General features: G+C 63.9%; 17 protein-coding genes and 1 pseudogene. 3 read left to right on the top strand and 15 right to left on the bottom strand.

The genetic code is table 11. The features are described 5' to 3' along the window. Nucleotide 1: 1 nt before the first annotated feature. The gene (locus tag DMX11_RS16030; protein WP_110745386.1) at nt 2–1,192 is read left to right on the top strand and encodes a zinc-dependent alcohol dehydrogenase; all 1,191 of its coding nucleotides are present in this window, start codon (nt 2–4) and stop codon (nt 1,190–1,192) included. Nucleotides 1,193–1,294: 102 nt separating this feature from the next. Continuing rightward, nucleotides 1,295–1,564, top strand: a complete 270-nt coding sequence (locus DMX11_RS16025) for a DUF6555 family protein (RefSeq protein ID WP_110745385.1) — start codon at nt 1,295–1,297, stop codon at nt 1,562–1,564. Between the two features lie 84 nt (nt 1,565–1,648). Here DMX11_RS16025 and DMX11_RS16020 read toward each other — a convergent pair whose 3' ends face one another. Next, nucleotides 1,649–2,263 (bottom strand): response regulator transcription factor, encoded by a 615-nt coding sequence (locus DMX11_RS16020; RefSeq protein WP_110745384.1) that lies wholly within the window; start codon nt 2,261–2,263, stop codon nt 1,649–1,651. A gap of 116 nt (nt 2,264–2,379) precedes the next feature. Between DMX11_RS16020 and DMX11_RS16015 the strand changes: the two genes are divergently transcribed. Continuing rightward, complete coding sequence (locus DMX11_RS16015; protein ID WP_110745383.1) at nt 2,380–4,002, top strand: hybrid sensor histidine kinase/response regulator; 1,623 nt, start codon at nt 2,380–2,382, stop codon at nt 4,000–4,002. A 30-nt stretch (nt 4,003–4,032) separates the two neighbouring features. Here DMX11_RS16015 and DMX11_RS16010 read toward each other — a convergent pair whose 3' ends face one another. The 14 genes and pseudogenes from DMX11_RS16010 to paaH all read right to left on the bottom strand — a co-directional run bounded on the left by DMX11_RS16010 (nt 4,033) and on the right by paaH (nt 18,437). Next, nucleotides 4,033–4,332, bottom strand: a complete 300-nt coding sequence (locus DMX11_RS16010) for a hypothetical protein (protein WP_110745382.1) — start codon at nt 4,330–4,332, stop codon at nt 4,033–4,035. Nucleotides 4,333–4,601: 269 nt separating this feature from the next. Then, nucleotides 4,602–6,656, bottom strand: coding sequence for a phenylacetic acid degradation bifunctional protein PaaZ (gene paaZ / locus DMX11_RS16005; protein ID WP_110745455.1), 2,055 nt, complete (start codon nt 6,654–6,656; stop codon nt 4,602–4,604). Between the two features lie 35 nt (nt 6,657–6,691). After that, a complete protein-coding gene (locus DMX11_RS16000; RefSeq protein ID WP_110745381.1) occupies nt 6,692–7,924 on the bottom strand; it encodes an OprD family porin in 1,233 nt (410 codons plus the stop codon). 39 nt (nt 7,925–7,963) lie between these two features. After that, nucleotides 7,964–9,532, bottom strand: a pseudogene (locus DMX11_RS15995) (cation acetate symporter); the annotation flags it as partial. Next, nucleotides 9,523–9,831, bottom strand: coding sequence for a DUF485 domain-containing protein (locus DMX11_RS15990; protein ID WP_012272262.1), 309 nt, complete (start codon nt 9,829–9,831; stop codon nt 9,523–9,525). The gene DMX11_RS15990 and the pseudogene DMX11_RS15995, both read right to left, overlap by 10 nt. A 107-nt stretch (nt 9,832–9,938) precedes the next feature. After that, a complete protein-coding gene (paaE, locus tag DMX11_RS15985) occupies nt 9,939–11,015 on the bottom strand; it encodes a 1,2-phenylacetyl-CoA epoxidase subunit PaaE (RefSeq protein WP_110745379.1) in 1,077 nt (358 codons plus the stop codon). Nucleotides 11,016–11,030: 15 nt separating this feature from the next. Beyond that, nucleotides 11,031–11,564, bottom strand: a complete 534-nt coding sequence (paaD, locus tag DMX11_RS15980) for a 1,2-phenylacetyl-CoA epoxidase subunit PaaD (protein ID WP_110745378.1) — start codon at nt 11,562–11,564, stop codon at nt 11,031–11,033. Then, on the bottom strand, nt 11,551–12,309 hold the full coding sequence (paaC, locus tag DMX11_RS15975; protein WP_110745377.1) for a 1,2-phenylacetyl-CoA epoxidase subunit PaaC: 759 nt from the start codon (nt 12,307–12,309) through the stop codon (nt 11,551–11,553). The genes paaD and paaC overlap by 14 nt, the downstream gene beginning before the upstream one ends. Nucleotides 12,310–12,317: 8 nt before the next feature. Next, nucleotides 12,318–12,599 (bottom strand): 1,2-phenylacetyl-CoA epoxidase subunit PaaB, encoded by a 282-nt coding sequence (gene paaB, locus DMX11_RS15970; protein ID WP_110745376.1) that lies wholly within the window; start codon nt 12,597–12,599, stop codon nt 12,318–12,320. Between the two features lie 25 nt (nt 12,600–12,624). Further along, on the bottom strand, nt 12,625–13,614 hold the full coding sequence (gene paaA / locus DMX11_RS15965; RefSeq protein ID WP_110745375.1) for a 1,2-phenylacetyl-CoA epoxidase subunit PaaA: 990 nt from the start codon (nt 13,612–13,614) through the stop codon (nt 12,625–12,627). 218 nt (nt 13,615–13,832) lie between these two features. Next, complete coding sequence (paaK, locus tag DMX11_RS15960) at nt 13,833–15,152, bottom strand: phenylacetate--CoA ligase PaaK (protein WP_110745374.1); 1,320 nt, start codon at nt 15,150–15,152, stop codon at nt 13,833–13,835. A 121-nt stretch (nt 15,153–15,273) separates the two neighbouring features. After that, complete coding sequence (gene pcaF / locus DMX11_RS15955) at nt 15,274–16,494, bottom strand: 3-oxoadipyl-CoA thiolase (protein WP_110745373.1); 1,221 nt, start codon at nt 16,492–16,494, stop codon at nt 15,274–15,276. Beyond that, nucleotides 16,487–16,927, bottom strand: a complete 441-nt coding sequence (gene paaI, locus DMX11_RS15950) for a hydroxyphenylacetyl-CoA thioesterase PaaI (RefSeq protein ID WP_110745372.1) — start codon at nt 16,925–16,927, stop codon at nt 16,487–16,489. Before paaI ends, pcaF begins: the two co-directional genes overlap by 8 nt. Continuing rightward, nucleotides 16,920–18,437, bottom strand: a complete 1,518-nt coding sequence (gene paaH / locus DMX11_RS15945; RefSeq protein ID WP_110745371.1) for a 3-hydroxyacyl-CoA dehydrogenase PaaH — start codon at nt 18,435–18,437, stop codon at nt 16,920–16,922. The genes paaI and paaH overlap by 8 nt, the downstream gene beginning before the upstream one ends. Nucleotides 18,438–18,439 lie beyond the last annotated feature (2 nt).

Raw genomic sequence — 18,439 nt, 5'->3', positions numbered from 1 at the left:
CATGCGCGCACTGACCTACCACGGCGCGGGCGATGTCCGCGTCGATACCGTTGCAGATCCCGACCTGCAGGACGACGACGACATCCTGCTTCGGGTTACCGCTACTGCCATCTGCGGGTCCGATTTGCATCTTTACCGCGGCAAGATCCCGATGGTCGAGCAAGGAGACATTCTTGGCCATGAATTCATGGGCATCGTCGAAGAGGTTGGCAGTGCGGTCACTGCCGTGCGCCCGGGTGACCGGGTAGTGATCCCGTTCGTGATCGCCTGCGGGGATTGCTTCTTCTGCCAGCACGCACTCTTTGCGGCCTGCGAAACCACTAACACCGGGCGTGGCGCGTTGCTCAATAAAAAAGCGATCGCGCCGGGCGCTGCACTTTTCGGCTACAGCCACCTGTATGGCGGCATACCCGGTGGGCAGGCCGACTATGTGCGGGTACCGAAGGGCAACGTGGGGCCATTCAAAGTGCCGGGGCACCTGGCCGACGACCAAGTGTTGTTCCTCTCGGACATTCTGCCCACAGCCTGGCAGGCAGTGCTCAATGCCGAGGTCGGCCAGGGCTCGTCACTGGCGATCTACGGTGCCGGTCCGGTCGGGCTGCTGTCGGCGGCCTGCGCGCGCATGCTGGGCGTGGAACAGATCTTCATGGTCGATGAATGCGGCTACCGGCTGGACTATGCCCATCAGGCCTACGGTGTGATTCCAATCGACTTCGCCCATGACGATGACCCGGCCGATACCATCGTGCGCCAGACTGCCGGTATGCGCGGGGTGGACGCCGTGATTGATGCCGTGGGGTTCGAGGCCAAGGGCAGCACCGCCGAGGCCGTGTTGACCGCGCTCAAGCTCGAAGGCAGCAGCGGCAAGGCGCTGCGCCAGAGCATCGCGGCCGTGCGCAGGGGCGGGGTGGTCAGCGTGCCGGGGGTGTATGCCGGCTTCATTCACGGCTTCCTGTTTGGTGACGCCTTCGACAAGGGCCTGACGTTCCGCATGGGGCAAACTCACGTACAGCGGTACCTGCCGGAATTGCTGGCACACATCGAGGCGGGCAGGCTCGACCCGCAAGCAATCGTTACTCACCGCATGGCCTTGGAAGACGCCGTGCGCGCCTATGAACTGTTCGACGAGCAGCAGGAGCGTTGCCGCAAGGTCATTCTGGTGCCTGGCGCGGCTGCGGACCCGCTGTATTAGCCCTGAATGGCCATTGGTACACATTGTTCGACAAAATTTTGAATCTTCTGGCCATGGCCCGATCAATGAGGTGTCATCCATGGAGAAGAGGAGGCCCCTGCGATGCCTAGCCCACAGCTGTACATCATCGATTACCAACTGCATGGCCAGCCGCGCAGTTTCATCATTCGTCTTGAGCGCCTGGACAATGCCGAGGCCTGGCATTGGGCAAGTTGCGATGCGGGCATCGGCATCATCCCGAAGTTCGGACGCGAAAAAATCAGGAAGGTCAGCCGGCCAATGGCCGAGCGCTACGGGATCACCGCCGTGAGCTGGCGAATTTCCGGGAGCAAGCCGAATCAGTCGGTGGGCGACCCAGCGGCGATGGTGTAATAACGCACCACGAACATTGCCCAACCCCCTGCTTCGTGGGTCAGCCCTGGCCTGCAGGGGGCGTGCCGGCCTGTCGGGTTGGCATCAATTGCCGGTGTACTTCACCGCCGCTGCCGTCCGCGAACTTACCCCCAGCGCCTTGAGCAACGACGATACATGTATGCGCACGGTAAACGGCGAGATATCCAGTGCCTTGGCGATCTCCTTGTTGGTCTTGCCCAGGGCAATCAGCCGCAAAACGTCCTGCTGACGCTGAGTAAGCTGCTCCGCTGCGTATTGGCCGCCGAGGTTGGGCAGCAGCCCTGAGGGGGCGTACCTGACCAACACCTCGCCATCACGGATGGCAAGTATCGTTGCGCCGAGCTCGTCGGCGTCGATGCTTTTGCCGATAAACCCGTCCACGCCTGTCGCCATGACCTGTTCGACAACACCGGGGTCATCGACCATCGACACGATGATCAGCGTGGTGCGCGACAGCTGGCGGCGCAAACGCGCCAGGCACTGGACATCGGACAGCCCCGGAAACCGCAGGTCGAGAATCAGGGTATCGGGCGCCTCACCGGCATCGGCCAGCGCCAGCACTTGCGCCAGGCTACCGGCTTCCTCCACGCGGGCATCCGGCAGCACGCGCTGTACGGTACGCGCCAGGGCCTCCCTGAATAGCGGATGGTCATCTGCGACAATGATCCGGCAGGTCACGCCTGGCTACTCCCTGTGGCCGCGGGTGGTATGGAGCATGTTAATTTAGCAGCCACGGACAAAGGGTGCTGCCTACGGATGGCGGTAATGCGACCCCGTGCACAAGGGAACCGGCCATGGAACTGGACAACAACAACGAGCTCGATCAAGCCAACCTGCGCGTTATCGTCGCCTGCTGTGCCATGGTCTACATCACCGTGCTGGGCTTTCTGCCAGGCAGCACGCATGGGCCTTACCTGCCCGTCATCTACTACATCAGCGGTTTCGTGCTGGTGTCCATCGCTTTTCGCCAGGCCATCGCCCACTGGCCTGGTCATTACCCTTGGCGCCGGGTGCTGGGCATGGTGCATGATTACACCGGCACCTGTTTCGGCCTGGTAGTTGGTGGCGAGGCAGCGCTGCCCATCTATGCGGTCATGGTGTGGGTGAACCTGGGCAATGGCATGCGCTTTGGCTCGCGTTACCTGGTGATTGCCACAGTGCTGGCGCTGGCGGCCTTGCTGGTGGTCTACCAGATTACCCCTTACTGGCAGGCCAACCCATTCATGGTGCTGATGCTGCTCACCACCAGCACGGTCATCCCGATTTATGCGCATCTGTTGCTGGAGCGCACGCGCAAGGCTTCTGAGCAGGCTGCGGCAGCCAACCGCGAAAAGTCCCGCTTCCTGGCCCAGGCCAGCCACGACCTGCGCCAACCGATCCATTCCATCGGGCTGTTCACCGCCTGCCTGCGCGAATCCCGGCTGGGCCATGAAGAACGGCGGCTGGTGGACAGCATCGACCGCTCGCTGCTCAATGTATCGCAGCTGTTTCGCTCCATTCTCGACCTGTACACCCTGGACAACGGGCGCGTGCAACCGCGCAGTGAAACCTTCGCCTTGGCTGGGTTCCTGGCTGAACTGGTTCGCCAGAACGCCGAGGCGGCCCGCTGGGCCGGGGTGGAGATACGTTTGCGGCCCTGTGCGTACTGGACGTGTGCCGACCGCGGCATGCTGGCGACCATGGTGCAGAACGTATTGTCCAACAGTTTCAAGTATGCGGCCCATCGGCCACTGCTGCTGGGGGTACGGCGTCGGGGCCACGGCCTCGCGATCGTGGTCTATGACCAAGGGCGCGGCATAGATGAAACCCATCAGCGGCTGGTGTTCGAAGAGTTCTACCGGGTACGTCAGGTGCGGGACAAGGATGTCGAGGGTGTGGGCCTGGGGCTGTCGATCGTACGCCGGCTGGGCCACCTGATGGGGCTGGAGGTTCAGTTGCGCTCGCGACCCGGCCATGGCACGGCGGTGAGCCTGCAAGGGCTGCCACGGCTTGCGGCGCAACCGGCCCAGGCCACGGGTGAGCACTCGCCGGCAGCAGCGGGCTTGCTGGGTGGGGTGCGGGTGTGCCTGGTGGAAGACGACCGCAACGTGCTGCGGGCGACGTCGGCGTTGCTGCAGCGCTGGGGTTGCGAGGTGCAAGCCCACAGCTCGCCGGTTGGCCTGAGCAGCGATTGTGAGGTGATCGTCGCCGATTACGACCTTGGACAGGAGGAAACCGGGGTCGACTGCATCGACCGACTGCGGGCTCAGCGCGGTTGGGCTGTGCCGGCGTTGATCATGACCGGGCATGATCCGGAGAAAATTCAGGCAGTGGTGCATGGACGCAATATCACGGTGCTTTCCAAACCGGTGCGCCCCGCCGAACTGCGGGCTGCCCTGCGCGCCTTGCGCGAGGAGCCTGCGGCGCCGGTCGGGTAGACCGGCAGGGCGCAAGGGTTGTGCGGGGGGTTATTGCAGGATGATGGCCTGGCCTTCTTTCATGCAGGAAGGCGTGGGCTGGTAAAGGCCCATGCTGCCGACCGCAACAATGGCGCCACTGGGCATCTGGCACTCGTACTGGCCTTTGGCGGTGGTGGCGGTGTAGTAGGTGAGGGTGCTGTCATTGCGCACGTCGGACACTTTCGAGACCTTGGTGTTGAGGATGAACTCTGTACGCTGCTTCAGGGTGTCTTCGGTAGGGTTGATGGTCTGGCAGCCGGCGATGCCGACCAGCAAGGTGGCGCTGAGGACAAGCTTGAAGGGTTGCATGGTGGGGGCTTCCTTGGCGTTGTTATCACTGGACTATAACGCCGTGGGGGTGAGGGGGCGATTAGGGCAGATGTACGAGATGGCCCTTGGCCTCTATGTTGCGCTCGCCAAGGTTCACTTGAGCCCATAGGCGCTGCGAAGAGGCTGTCACGGCATGGGATCGTCCATGCCGACAATGACCTCTTCGCAGCAAGGGCCTGCTGCTACACAGGTATTGCACAGGTTCGGGACGCTGTGCAATACCTGTGTAGGCCCGCGAGGTCGAAGCATTACTGCGGCTGCTTCAACACCAGGGTCAGGATGTCATAGCTGGCAACCAGGTCACCCAGCTGGTTGGTCACCTCTACATCCCAGGCAACGACACCCTGTGGCTGCCCCAGCGGGCTGGTCTTACCCTGGTCGATCTTGCGCTTGCAGGTCAGCCGCGCCTGGATGGTGTCGCCGATGCCCACCGGGTTGATGAAGCGCAGGGTATCCAGGCCATAGTTGGCCAGCACCGGCCCGGCCCCCGGCGACACGAACAACCCAGCCGCCGCTGAAAGCACGAAGTAGCCATGGGCGATGCGTTTGCCGAACTGCGATTCCTTGGCGGCAATCTCGTCGAAGTGCATGTAGAAGTGATCGCCCGACAGGCAGCCAAAGTTGACCAGGTCGGCTTCGGTCACGGTGCGGCGGTGGGTCAGCAGCGACTCGCCGATACGCAGCTGCTCGAAGTAGCGGCGGAACGGGTGCACTTCGGTTTCGATCACATCGCCGCCGCGCACGTATTCGCCGGTCACCGCCGTGAGCATACTTGGCGAACCCTGCACGGCGGCACGCTGCAGGTAGTGCTTGACCGCGCGCAGCCCCCCCAGTTCTTCACCGCCACCTGCACGGCCCGGGCCGCCGTGCTTGAGCTGCGGCAGCGGCGAGCCATGACCGGTGGACTCCTTGGCGGCCTCACGGTCGAGCACCAGCAGTCGGCCATGCCACGCAGCGGCCACGGGGATGGCCTTGGCTGCCACATTGCGGTCGGCGGTGACCAGGGTCGCTACCAGGCTGCCCTTGCCACGGGCGGCCAGGGCTAGCGCTTCGTCGAGGTCATCGTAGGCCATCAGCGTGCTGACCGGGCCGAACGCCTCGATGTCGTGGGCGCCACCTTCGGCATGCGGATTGCGAGCCTGCAACAGGGTCGGGGCAAAGAAGGCACCCTCGGCCACACCTTCACCCCGGGGGGCAAAGCCGTCGCTGGCGCCGAACAGCTGGTCACAGCTGTGCAACAGGCTGCGTACCCGCTCGGCCACATCGCGCTGCTGGTCGTGGGAGGCCAGGGCGCCCATGCGCACGCCTTCCAGCGACGGGTCGCCAACCACCACCTTGCTCAACCGCTCGCGCAGGCGCGTGGCGACGGCATCGATATGTTTGGCCGGGACGATGGCGCGGCGAATGGCGGTACATTTCTGGCCGGCCTTGGTGGTCATTTCACGCACCACTTCCTTGATGTACAGGTCGAACTCTTCACTGTCCGGGGTAACGTCCGGGCCCAGGATGGCGCAGTTCAGCGAATCGGCTTCGGCAGTGAACGGTACCGAGTTACGGATCAGGTTAGGCGTGACCCGCAATTTGGCAGCGGTATCGGCAGAACCGGTAAAGGTCACCACGTCCTGGCCTTGCAGGCGGTCGAGCAGGTCGCCGGTGCTGCCGATTACCAGTTGCAAGCTGCCTGCGGGCAGCAGGCCGGAGGCGTTCATCAGGCGCACCACGGCTTCGGTCAGGTAGCTGGTGGAGGTCGCCGGCTTGACGATGCACGGCATCCCGGCCAGGAAGGTCGGGGCGAACTTTTCCAGCATGCCCCAGATGGGGAAATTGAAGGCGTTGATGTGTACCGCTACGCCAGCCCGCGGTACCAGGATGTGGCTGCCGGCGAAGTGGCCTTGCTTGCCCAAGGGGATGGCCGGCCCCTCATGCACCAAGTTGCCCGACGGCAGCTCGCGGCTGCCGATTCCAGCGTACGCAAACAGCGTGGCGTTGCCGCCTTCGATGTCGATCCAGCTATCGGCGCGCGTGGCGCCGCTGTGATGTGACAGGGCGTAGAGCTGCTCTTTGTGTTCGGCCAGGTACAGCGCCAGCGCCTTCAGGCGTTGCGCCCGCTGCTGGAAGTCCATGGCCATCAGGCTGGCCAGGCCGCGGGCGCGGGCGAAGTCCACGGCTTCGGCAAAGTCCGGGCGCTCTTCATGGCTGTAGGCCAGCACGTGGCCGTCGAGGGCGCTGCGCAGCGCCTGGGCGCCGTGCTGGCCGAGCCAGCGGCCGGCGATGAAGCTTTGCAGGGTAGGGGCGACAGACATGCGGTTCTCCAAGCTGTTCATGAGTGAGGGCGCGGTTACCACAGCGCCAGGGTGTAGCCGATGATCAGGCGGTTTTCGTCAACGGCATTGGTCAGGCCATTGCCGGAACGGAAGGTGACATTGCGCCAACGCAGGCTCACGTCCTTGAATGGGCCGCTTTGAATGACGTAGGTGATATCGGTGTCGCGTTCGCGCTCGCGGCCGTTGCTGACGGTGGCGGTTTCCGCGTGGCGGCCGTCGGTGTAGCGGGTCATGAAGCTCAGGCCGGGAATGCCCATGGCAACGAAGTCGTAGTCGTAGCGCACCTGCCACGAGTCCAGGCCGGCGCGGGTGAAGGTGTTGTAGGTGACCAGGTTGACGGTGAACGGGTCGCCGCCATTGACGAACGGAAAGGCGCTGTCCCCCGACATCTGCTGCCAGGTGGCGGTGAACTTGTGCGCGCGTACGCCGAGGGTGAACATGGCGTTGAAGTTGCGGTTATCGATGGTGCCAGCCCGTTCGGCGCCGTCGTTACGGCTGTCGAAATAACGCAGGTCGCTGCGCAGGCTTATGCCCTCGGCCAGCGGGCGGTTGTCGATCAGACCGACGAACTGCTGGCGGTAGATGTCCTGGAGCTTGGCGTAGTAGTAGCTGATGCTGGTTTGCGGGGTGATGGCGTAGCTGCCGCCGCCAAAGTCCAGGTGATCACTGGTCGCGGCGCCATAGCCGATGTCGTCACGGCCCGATGAGTCGCGCAGGTTGGCCTTGGTCAGGCGACCGGCATTGAAGGTAAGCCCTTCAAGGTCCTGGCTGGTCAGCAGCCCCCCCTGGAAGGTCGATGCCAGCAGCCGGGTGTCGTTGTACACCACCACCGGCAGGATCGGCTGCAAGGTACCCAGGCGCAGGGTGCTCCTGGACACACGCACCTTGCCGGTCAAGCCCAGCTCGCTGTAGTCGTCGACCGGCGCCTGGCTGTTCGGCCCGAACGGCAGCAGGCCCGTGTTGCGCCGGTCGCGGCTGGAATCGAGCTTGATACCCAGCTGGCCCATGGCGTCGACGCCAACGCCGACCGGGCCGTCGGTGAAGCCTGACTCCAGCTTGGCAGTGAAGCCTTGGCCCCATTCCTCGGCTTTGGCTTGCGGGGCATTGCCTTGGCGGAAGTCGCGGTTGATGTAGTGGTTGCGCAGTTCCACCCGTGCGTGGCTGTCACCGATAAAGTCGGCCATGGCCGGCAGCGGCAGGGCGAGGGCAGCCAGCCAGGTGGCTGAGATGAAGTGCGTGCGGTTCATTGTTGTTGTTTTATCCGACATGCTTGTGCGTCCTTGAAGTCAGTGCTTGCTGGCGCCGGCGGCGCCGATACCGGTCATGGAGCGGATGAACTGGCCCAGGTAGCGGCCGCGTTCTGCGGTGGCGCGCTCGGAGCTGTCAGTGACCGAGAACAGCCATGCCCCGAGGAAGGCCAGGCTCATCGAGAACAGCGCCGGGTTGCTGTAAGGGAACAGCGCTTTGTCGTTATGCAGCACGTTGACCCACACTGCCGGGCCCAGCACCACCAGCACTACCGCCGAGACCAGCCCCGCCATGCTGCCGCACACTGCGCCACGGGTGGTCAGGCCCTTCCAGAACATCGAGAGCAGCAGCACAGGGAAGTTGACGGAAGCAGCCACGGCCAGCACCAGTCCAGAAAGGAAGGCGATGTTCTGCGACTCGAACATCAGGCCGAGAATGACGGCCAGCAGGCCGATGATCAGCGTGGCGATACGCGACACGCGCATTTCCTCTTGCTCGGTCGCCTGGCCTTTGCGCATGACGCAGGCATACAGGTCGTGGGACACCGCCGATGCGCCAGACAGCGCCAGGCCGGCGACCACGGCAAGGATGGTGGCGAATGCCACGGCGGAAATGAAACCGAGGAACAGGTTGCCACCCACGGCCTGGGCCAGGTGCACGGCGACCATGTTGCCGCCGCCGATGATTGCCCCGCTGGCATCGCGATAGGACGGTTCGGTGCCGACCATGACAATGGCGCCGAAGCCGACGATGATCAGCAACAAGTAGAAGTAACCGATGAAGCCGGTGGCGTAGAACACGCTCTTGCGTGCTTCCTTGGCGTCACTGACCGTGAAGAAGCGCATCAGGATATGCGGCAGGCCGGCGGTACCGAACATCATGCCCAAGCCCAGGGAGATGGCATCGACCGGATTGGACAGCAAGCCACCGGGCGCCATGATTGCCTGGCCCTTGGCATGCACGGCCACGGCGCTGGCGAACATCGCTTCGGTGCTGAAGCCGAAGTGCTTGAGCACCATGAACGCCATGAAGCTGGTGCCGGACAACAGCATCACGGCCTTGATGATCTGCACCCACGTGGTGGCGAGCATGCCGCCGAAGGTGACGTAGGCGACCATCAGCAGGCCGACCAGCATCACCGCGTACAGGTAACTGATGCCGAACAGCAACTCGATCAGCTTACCGGCACCGACCATCTGCGCCACCAGGTACATCAGTGCCACCACCAGCGTGCCAAAAGCCGAAGTCAGGCGCACCGGGGTTTGTGCCAGTCGGTAGCTGACCACGTCGGCGAAGGTGTACTTGCCCAGGTTGCGCAGGCGTTCGGCGATCAGGAACAGGATGATCGGCCAGCCCGCCAGCACGCCCAGGGCATAGAGCAGGCCGTCATAGCCGTTCAGGAACATCATCGCCGATATGCCCAGGAATGACGCGGCGCTGATCATGTCACCGGCAATCGCCAGGCCGTTCTGCATACCCGTCAGGCCACCGCCGGCGGTGTAGAAGTCGCTTGCCGAACGGGTCCGCAACGCGGCCCAGCGGGTAACCAGCAGGGTGAAGCAAACGAACACCATGAACATCGAGATGGCGGTCCAGTTCATTGTGCGCACTCCTGCTTGACCTTGTCGTTGAGCGGGTCGAGCACGTTATTGGCGCGGTGCACGTAGATCCCGGTAAGGGCGAAGGACAGCAGCACCATCAGCACGCCGACCAGCATGCCGACCGTGGTCACGCCGCCACTGAGCGACTGGCCGAGCGTGCTGGGCGAGAACGCCACCAGCAGCACAAAGCCGTAGTAGATCACCAGCATGGCCAGGGTCAGGCTGCCGTTGAGGCGGCGCTTGCGTCGTACCAGGTGCTGGAAGTCGGGGTGGTTGGCGATGCTTTCTATGCGTTCGGGTGTCATGGGATGCGATCTCTGGGTGTTGTAATTGTTTTGTTGAGGTCACGCGGTTGTTGCAGTGCTGCTCACGGCCTCTTCGCGGGCACGCCCGCAAAGGAGGCGGCTCGGTCTCAGAGTTGGTCAAAATCGAGGACTACCTTGTCGCTCACTGGGTAGCTCTGGCACGAAAGCACGTACCCGGCGGCCACTTCGTAGTCTTCCAGGGCATGATTGCTGTCCATTTCCACTTCGCCCTCGATCACCCGACACTTGCAGGTCGAGCACACGCCAGCCTTGCACGAGTAGGGCAGCTCGGCGCCAATGGCATTGCCGGCGTCCAGCACGTTCTGGGTGTTGCGCGGCAAGTCGAAGCTCAGTGCCCGCCCGTCACTGATCACGGTGATGTGGCTGAGCGCTGCATCCACTTGACGCGCTGCCTCGCGGGCATCGCGGCGGGCCTCGCTGCCGGCAGCCGCGAACAGTTCGAAGTGAATGCGCTCCTTGCCGAGCCCATTGGCCTGCAGGCTGTCGCGCACGGTCTCGGTCATCGCCTGCGGGCCGCAGATAAAGGCCGCGTCCAGGCCGGGCACATCAAGCCAACGCGAGAACAGCTGGCCACACTTGTCGGCGTCGATCCGGCCGTTGTACAGGTCGACGTCCTGCTGCTCGCGGCTGAACAGGAAAATCAGGTTGAGGCGGTCGAGGTAACGGTTTTTCAGGTCTTCGAGCCTGTCGCGGAACAGGGCGCCCGAGCTGGAGCGGTTGCCATACAGCAGGGTAAAGCGGCTGTCGGGCTCAGTTGCCAGGGTGGTTGCGATGATCGACAGGATCGGCGTGATGCCGCTGCCAGCGGCCACGCCCAGGTAGTTGCCCTGGCGGGTCGGGTCAAGCGGTACGTGGAAGTTGCCCGAAGGCGGCATCACTTCCAGTTGCTGGCCGGCCTTGAGCACTTCGTTGGCAAATGCCGAGAAACGCCCGCCCGGCACGCGCTTGACAGCCACGCGCAGCTCGCCGTCCTGGACCGCGCTGCAGATCGAGTAAGACCGCCGGACTTCTTCGTTGTCCAGCAGGGTACGCATGACCAGGTACTGGCCCTGCGTGAAGCGGAATTGGCCCTGCAGGTGGTCGGGTACGTCAAAGGCAATCGACACCGCGTCACGGGTCTCGTTGCGTACTTGCTTGATGGTCAGGCTGTGAAACTGGCTCATGGCGTTCTCCACGGCTCAAATGCATTTGAAATAGTCGAACGGCTCCAGGCACTCGCGGCAGCGGTACAGCGCTTTGCAGGCCGTGGAGCCGAACTGGCTGAGCAATTCGGTATGGTCGCTGCCGCACTGGGGGCAGCACACCTGGGGGGGCTCGCCTAGCAGGGTGCGTTTGCTGGCGCTGCCCTGTGGCGGTGCGATGCCATAGGCACGCAGGCGCTCGCGGCCCAGTTCGCTGATCCAATCGGTGCTCCAGGCCGGGGTCAGCCGGCGCTCGAGCGCCGGCGCGGAGAAACCGGCCTGTTCCAACGCCTGGCGAATGTCTCCCTCGATCACCTCGGTTGCCGGGCAACCGGAGTAAGTCGGGGTGACCACCAGGTGCAGGTGGCCGGCGCGCCAATCAAGATCACGCACGATCCCCAGGTCGACCACACTGACCACTGGCACTTCCGGGTCCATCACCAGGCCCAGCACTGCCCAGGCCCGGGCCAGATCGTCGCCTTGCTGCGCCCGCGCACCGCGGTCGCCGGCAATCAGCTCACCAGGTTGCATCGGGGTAGGCCCTTGGCAGGAACTGCATTTCGGCCAGCAGCAGGCCCAGGTGCTCGGTGTGCAGGCCTTTGCGGCCATCCAGGTAGAAGTGGCTGGCAGCCTTGGGCAGCGGCAGTTCAACCGAGGCGAAGATCGCGGCCACCTGCTTGAGCCAGGCGGCGCCCACCGCAACCGGGTCGGCGGCAATGCCGGCGTTGGCCAGACGCACTTCATGGTCGCTGGCAGCGCTGAGCTCGACGGTGAAGCGCCACAATGCCGGGATGGCGGCGAGCATGCGCTGGCGGCTTTCTTCGGTGCCACCGCCCAGGCGCTGCACCCACTCGCCAGAACGACGCAGGTGGTAGGTCACTTCCTTCAGGGCCTTGGCGGCGATACCGGCAATACGGGCATCAGCCGACTCGGCCAACCCCTGGAGCACCGCGAAGTGCCAGGCGTCGTAGAGGAACTGCTTGGCCATGGTCACGGCAAAATCACCGTTGGGTTGCTCGACCAGCAGCAAATTGCGGTAGGCGCGCTCGTCGCGGCGGAAGGCGAGGGCATCGGCGTCGCGGCCATCATCAAGCAGCTCGGCGGCGTACTCCAGCCAGTTGCGCGCCTGGCCAACCAGGTCGAGGCCGACATTCATCAAGGCCAGTTCTTCTTCGATTGCCGGGGCGCGGCCACACCATTCGCAGAGGCGCTGGCCCTGCACCAGGGCACTGTCGCCGAGCAGCAGCAGGTAGGGGACAAGGGCTTCTTTGTGCATGACCAACCTCACATGTGTCCGACTTCGTCGGGAAGTTCGTAGAAGCTGGCATGGCGATAGACCTTGTCGTCCGCCGGGGCGAACAGCGGGTCTTTTTCGTCCGGGGAGGAGGCGGTGATCAGTGCCGAGGGCACCACCCAAAGGCTCACACCTTCGCTGCGGCGGGTGTACAGCTCGCGGGCGTTCTCCATGGCCATGGCGGCATCGGCGGCGTGCACGCTGCCCACATGCTTGTGGTTGAGGCCGTGCTTGCTGCGCACGAACACTTCGTAGAGGGTCCAGACAGACATTTTCGATCTCCGCATCAATCGCCGCTCAGGCGGCGTTCTTGTTCTGTTGCTTGCGCGCATAGGCCACGGCGGCCTCGCGTACCCAGGCACCGCTCTCGATTGCGTTGCGCCGGGTGGCGACGCGCTCCTGGTTGCACGGGCCATTGCCCTTGATCACTTCGTAAAACTCGTCCCACTGGATTTCCCCGAAGTCGTAGTGGCCGCGTTCGGCGTTCCACTTCAGCGCAGGGTCGGGGGCGGTGCAGCCGAGGAGCTCGAGCTGCGGCACGGTCTGGTCGATGAAGCGCTGGCGCAGTTCGTCGTTGGTCTGGCGCTTGATCTTCCAGGCCATCGACTGAGCGCTGTTGGGTGAGTGTTCGTCGCTGGGGCCGAACATCATCAGCGCCGGCCACCACAGGCGGTTGATAGCGTCCTGGACCATCTCGCGCTGGGCTTGGGTGCCCTGGCGCATCATGGTCAGGAGCATTTCGTAGCCCTGGCGCTGGTGAAAGCTCTCTTCCTTGCAGATCCGGATCATCGCGCGGGAGTAGGGGCCGTAAGAGGTGCGCTGCAATACCACCTGGTTGACGATGGCGGCGCCGTCCACCAGCCAGCCCACAGCGCCCATGTCGGCCCAGCTGAGGGTGGGGTAGTTGAAGATGCTCGAGTACTTGGCCTTGCCGCTGTGCAGTTTGGCGATTTCTTCGTCGCGGTCAGCCCCCAGGGTTTCCATGGCGCTGTACAGGTACAGGCCGTGGCCGGCTTCGTCCTGGATCTTGGCCATCAGCTGCAGTTTGCGCTTGAGGCTGGGGGCACGGGTGACCCAGTTGCCTTCGGGCAGCATGCCGACGATTTCAGAGTGGGCGTGCTGGGAGATCTGCCGGATGAGGGTCTGGCGGTACGCCTCGGGCATCCAGTTCTTGGCTTCGATCTTGATTTCGGCGTCGATCTTTTCCTGGAAGTTACGTTCCTCGGGGGACATTTCTTCCAGCGACTTGATGCGCTTGACTCCGGTTTCCACTAGCTGTGCGTACATGGGTTCAGACTCCTGCTGAGGCATGAGTCATTTGTAAGCGATACAAAACGCAACGTCAAACGCTTTTGCATGTATCAAATAAGATTTGTGTATCGCTTTTCGCCCAAGCAACCACTCCGCAGCCTGGGTCCAGCGCAAGGCTGCACAGCGCCACGGCGCTGTGACAGGCAAAAAAAAGCCCCGGACTGTGCCGGGGCCTGGACAGGCAGCCGAATGGATCAGCTGGCCAAGCGTTTGTCGAACACGTGACAAGCCTTGCCTTCTGAACGCTTCAACGCGCCGCAGGGTTGCAGGCGTACCTGGGTGCTGATGCCGATGTAGGTCTTGATCTGTTTGCTCAACTCGCCGATCACCAGCTTGCGCTGGCCTTCATCGAGGTGCTGGCACTCGGCACGCAACTCCACGTGCACCTCAACGCTATCCAGGTTTCCATTACGATACAGGTGTATCTCATAGAGCTCGGAAAGCTGTTTTATTTTTAGTACCTGTTCCTCGATCTGGGTTGGGAACACGTTGACCCCGCGAATGATCAGCATATCGTCGCTGCGCCCCGTGATCTTGCCAATGCGCCGCATCGGTCGCGCGGTGCCGGGCAGCAGGCGGGTAAGGTCGCGGGTGCGGTAGCGCACCATCGGCAGCGCCTCTTTGCTCAGGGACGTGAACACCAGCTCGCCGAGCTGGCCGTCTGGCAGCACTTGGCCGCTGACCGGGTCGATGATCTCAGGGTAGAAATGGTCCTCCCAGATAGTCGGGCCGTCCTTGGTCTCTATGCACTCCATTGCCACCCCGGGCCCCATGATTTCCGAAAGGCCATAGATATCGAGGGCATTGATGCCCAGGCGCTGCTCGATCGAACGGCGTAGCTCGTCGGTCCACGGCTCGGCGCCAAAAATTCCCAGGCGCAGCTTGAGGTCGTGCGGGTCGATGCCCTGCCGCTCGATTTCATCGGCCAGGTTGAGCATGTAGGACGGCGTAACCATGATGATGTCGGGCTGGAAGTCGCGAATCAGTTGTACCTGTTTCTCGGTCTGGCCACCGGACATGGGAATCACCGTGCAGCCCAGGCGTTCGGCGCCGTAGTGCGCGCCGAGCCCGCCGGTGAACAGGCCGTAGCCATAGGAAACGTGCACCTTGTCACCCTTGCGACCGCCGGCCGCACGGATGGAGCGGGCGACCACGTTGGCCCAGGTGTCGATGTCGTTCTGGGTGTAGCCAACGACGGTCGGCTTGCCGGTGGTGCCGCTGGAGGCGTGCAGGCGGACTACTTCCTGCTGCGGCACGGCAAACATGCCGTAGGGGTAGTTGTCGCGCAGGTCGTTCTTGCCGGTGAAGGGGAACCTGGCGAGATCATCGAGACTGTGGAGGTCATCGGGGTGCGCACCGCACTCGGCGAAGCGTTGACGGTACAGCGGTACGTTGTCGTAGGCATGCTTCAGGCTCCAGCGCAGACGCTCCAGCTGGTGCTGGCGCAGGGCGTCGACGCTGGCAGTTTCCATCGGGTCCAGCAGGGCACGATCGGCATCATGGTACATGTTCATGGCTTCACTCGAATTGTTCTTGTACGCCGCGCAAGCCCCATTGCGGGCCGCGCGGTGAGTGTCATGGAGGCAGCATATACGGCTGCGTTCAGTTCGGTAACAAGCGGATGGTCGGAACCACTCAGAGGCGCTCGATGACCATGGCAATGCCCTGGCCAACGCCGATGCACATGGTGCAAAGGGCATAGCGGCCGCCGATCTCTTCCAGTTCGTGCAGCGCCGTGGTCACCAGCCGGGCACCGCTCATCCCCAGTGGGTGGCCGAGGGCGATGGCGCCGCCGTTGCGGTTGACCCGCGTATCGTCATCAGCCAACCCCAGCTCACGCAACACGGCCAGGCCCTGGGCAGCAAAGGCTTCGTTGAGCTCGATGACGTCCAGGTCAGCCAACGACAAGCCGGTCAGCTCCAGCACCTTGCGCGTTGCCGGTACTGGGCCGATGCCCATCAATCGCGGTTCGACACCGGCCACCGCCATGCCGACGATGCGGCCGCGCGCCTTCAGGCCATGGCGGCCGGCCGCGGCACTGCTGGCCAACAACAACGCGCAGGCACCATCGTTCACCCCCGAGGCATTGCCCGCTGTAACACTGCCGCCCTCGCGAAACGGGGTACCCAGCCTGGCCAACTGCTCCAGGGTCGTGTCGCCGCGCGGGTGTTCGTCATGCTCGACCACTTTCGCCGGGCCTTTACGCTGGGGAATCTCGACCGGCACGATCTCCCGCGCCAGGCGGCCGCGGGCCTGGGCTGCAGCAGCCTTGTGCTGGCTGCGCAGGGCAAAAGCATCCTGGTCTGCACGGGAGATAGCGAACTGCTCGGCGACGTTTTCGGCTGTTTCCGGCATCGAGTCGGTGCCGTAGGCGGCCTTCATCAGCGGATTGACGAAACGCCAACCGATGGTGGTATCGAACAGCTCCGCGGCGCGGCCAAATGCTTGCTCGGCCTTGCCCATCACGAACGGCGCGCGCGACATTGATTCCACGCCGCCGGCCAGCATCAGCCCAGCCTCACCACAGCGCAAGGCGCGGGCCGCATTGCCGATTGCATCCAGGCCCGAGCCGCACAACCGGTTGATGGTAGTGCCCGGCACTTGATGCGGCAGCCCGGCAAGCAGGCTGGCCATGTGCGCCACGTTGCGGTTATCTTCACCAGCCTGGTTGGCGCAGCCGAAAATGACGTCATCGACGGCTTTCCAGTCCAGTTCCGGGTGGCGCTGCAACAGCGCCCTGAGCGGGATGGCGGCCAGGTCATCGGCACGCACGCCACTCAAGGCCCCAGCATAACGGCCAATCGGCGTGCGTACAGCGTCGATGATCAACGCATCGGCCAGGGTGTGTTCAGTCATCTTGCGTCTCCTGCGCCAGCACGGTGCCGCGCACTTTGTAGGATTTGCCATGGAACATCGCCACCAGCTCACCTCGCTGGTTGTCGATGCGCACGTCGTACAAGCCAGTTCGGCCTTTACGGCTGACCTCGCTGGCGTAGGCGGTAAGCACGTCGTCGCGCAACGCCGGCGCCAGGTAGTCGATGCTGCAACCCAGCGCCACGGTGGCCTGGTCGTAGCTGTTGCAGGCGAAGGCGAAGGCCGAGTCGGCCAAGGCGAACATGAAACCGCCATGGCAGGTGCCGTGGCCCTGGATCATGTCGCCGCGTACCGGCATGCGCAGGGTTGCCCGGCCTGGCCCGGCATCCAGCAGGGTGATGCCCAGGCCCTGGGTAGCCTGATCGCGGGCGTACATGGCGTCGGCACAAGCTTGTGCCAGTTGCACGTCAGTCATGCAGGGTGCCTCCTTTGGCTTCGCAGCGGCGTAACAGCAGGGAAGGGCGATAGCGGTTTTCACCGTAGCTGCGCTGCAGGTTGTCGAGCACGGCCAGGGTGTGGGCAAGGCCGATGTCTGCGGCCCAGGCCAGCGGGCCGCGGGGGTAATTGACACCGGCACGCATGGCCAGGTCGATGTCGGCAGCGCTGCCGACACCCTGCAGCACCGCATCGGCGGCTTCGTTGGCGAGCATGGCCACGGTGCGCAGTACCACCAGGCCGGGCAGGTCGGCGACGCCGGTCACCTTCAGGCCGGCACGCTGCAGCAGGGCTACGGCTTGGTCGCGGGCGCTGCTAGTGGTATCGGCGGACCAGCTGATGGCGAGGCGGGTGGCGCTGCTGTAATCCAGCGCCAGGTCGAGCAGCACCAGGTTGCGCAGGCCGTCTTCGCGGGCGCGCTGGCTGGCCAGGCGGCCATCGGACAGGGCCAGGGTGGCATCGCCCACCTGGATCAGGCCAGTGCCGGCACGCTGGGCCACGGCAATGCCGCTATGGCGCAGGCGCTCGACCAGCGGCTGCATCACCCCGAGGCTACCCTCGATGACACAGGCCGCAACGCTGGCATTGCTGGTCAGCTCGGCTGGCTGGGGGCGTTCGGCACCCTCGGCATAGCTATAGAAGCCTTGGCCGGCTTTGCGACCAAGGCGGCCAGCGTCTACCAGTTCTTTCTGCACCAGCGAAGGCTGGAAGCGGAAATCGCCATAGAACGCCTCGAATACCGAACAGGTGACGGCATAGTTGACGTCGTGGCCGATCAGGTCGGTGAGTTCGAACGCGCCCATGCGAAAACCACCTGCGTCACGCAACAGCGCATCGAGGCTGGCACAATCCGCAGCGCCTTCTTGCAATAGCCGCAGGCTTTCGGCATAGAACGGCCGCGCCACCCGGTTGACGATGAAGCCAGGGGTAGAGCGCGTGTGCACTGGCTGCTTGCCCCAAGCCTGGGCGGTCGCATAGATGCGGGCGGCCACCTCAGGGTCGGTTGCCAGGCCGGACACTACCTCGACCAGCGCCATCAACGGTGCTGGGTTGAAGAAGTGCATGCCAACCACCTGCTGCGGGCGCTTCAGGCCGGCAGCGAGGCTGGTGATGGACAGCGACGACGTATTGCTGGCGAGGATGCAATCGGCGGCGCACAGGGTTTCAAGCTGACTGAACAGTGCCTGCTTGACCTGCAGGTGCTCGACAATCGCTTCGATCACCAGGCCGGCGTCAGCCAGCGCCTCAAGGCTATCGACTGGGCATAGCCGGGCGCTGATGACTTCGCGCTCATTGGCTGACAGCTTGCCTTTTTCTACCAGCCGACCCAATTGCCGATCAATGCCTGCCATGGCTTGGGCGGCAGCGCCCGGCCGGTTGTCGTAGAGCTTTACCGGGTGGCCGGCCTGGGCCGCGACCTGTGCGATGCCGGCCCCCATGGCGCCGGCACCGATCACCGCCACCAGCGCATTGCTTGCGAGTGCTTCCATGT

Source organism: Pseudomonas sp. LB-090624, from assembly GCF_003205205.1.
Taxonomy (GTDB): domain Bacteria; phylum Pseudomonadota; class Gammaproteobacteria; order Pseudomonadales; family Pseudomonadaceae; genus Aquipseudomonas.
Note: the sequence above shows the minus strand (reverse complement) of the source record. Positions and strands in the feature narration are given on the sequence as shown.

Excerpts from the sequence above, each read along its gene's own strand:
- DMX11_RS16030 (WP_110745386.1), top strand. The coding sequence starts at position 2 with ATGCGCGCACTGACCTACCACGGCGCGGGCGATGTCCGCGTCGATACC.
- DMX11_RS16025 (WP_110745385.1), top strand. The coding sequence starts at position 1,295 with ATGCCTAGCCCACAGCTGTACATCATCGATTACCAACTGCATGGCCAG.
- DMX11_RS16015 (WP_110745383.1), top strand. The coding sequence starts at position 2,380 with ATGGAACTGGACAACAACAACGAGCTCGATCAAGCCAACCTGCGCGTT.
- DMX11_RS16010 (WP_110745382.1), bottom strand. The coding sequence starts at position 4,332 with ATGCAACCCTTCAAGCTTGTCCTCAGCGCCACCTTGCTGGTCGGCATC.
- paaZ (WP_110745455.1), bottom strand. The coding sequence starts at position 6,656 with ATGTCTGTCGCCCCTACCCTGCAAAGCTTCATCGCCGGCCGCTGGCTC.
- DMX11_RS16000 (WP_110745381.1), bottom strand. The coding sequence starts at position 7,924 with ATGAACCGCACGCACTTCATCTCAGCCACCTGGCTGGCTGCCCTCGCC.
- DMX11_RS15990 (WP_012272262.1), bottom strand. The coding sequence starts at position 9,831 with ATGACACCCGAACGCATAGAAAGCATCGCCAACCACCCCGACTTCCAG.
- paaE (WP_110745379.1), bottom strand. The coding sequence starts at position 11,015 with ATGAGCCAGTTTCACAGCCTGACCATCAAGCAAGTACGCAACGAGACC.
- paaD (WP_110745378.1), bottom strand. The coding sequence starts at position 11,564 with ATGCAACCTGGTGAGCTGATTGCCGGCGACCGCGGTGCGCGGGCGCAG.
- paaC (WP_110745377.1), bottom strand. The coding sequence starts at position 12,309 with ATGCACAAAGAAGCCCTTGTCCCCTACCTGCTGCTGCTCGGCGACAGT.
- paaB (WP_110745376.1), bottom strand. The coding sequence starts at position 12,599 with ATGTCTGTCTGGACCCTCTACGAAGTGTTCGTGCGCAGCAAGCACGGC.
- paaA (WP_110745375.1), bottom strand. The coding sequence starts at position 13,614 with ATGTACGCACAGCTAGTGGAAACCGGAGTCAAGCGCATCAAGTCGCTG.
- paaK (WP_110745374.1), bottom strand. The coding sequence starts at position 15,152 with ATGAACATGTACCATGATGCCGATCGTGCCCTGCTGGACCCGATGGAA.
- pcaF (WP_110745373.1), bottom strand. The coding sequence starts at position 16,494 with ATGACTGAACACACCCTGGCCGATGCGTTGATCATCGACGCTGTACGC.
- paaI (WP_110745372.1), bottom strand. The coding sequence starts at position 16,927 with ATGACTGACGTGCAACTGGCACAAGCTTGTGCCGACGCCATGTACGCC.
- paaH (WP_110745371.1), bottom strand. The coding sequence starts at position 18,437 with ATGGAAGCACTCGCAAGCAATGCGCTGGTGGCGGTGATCGGTGCCGGC.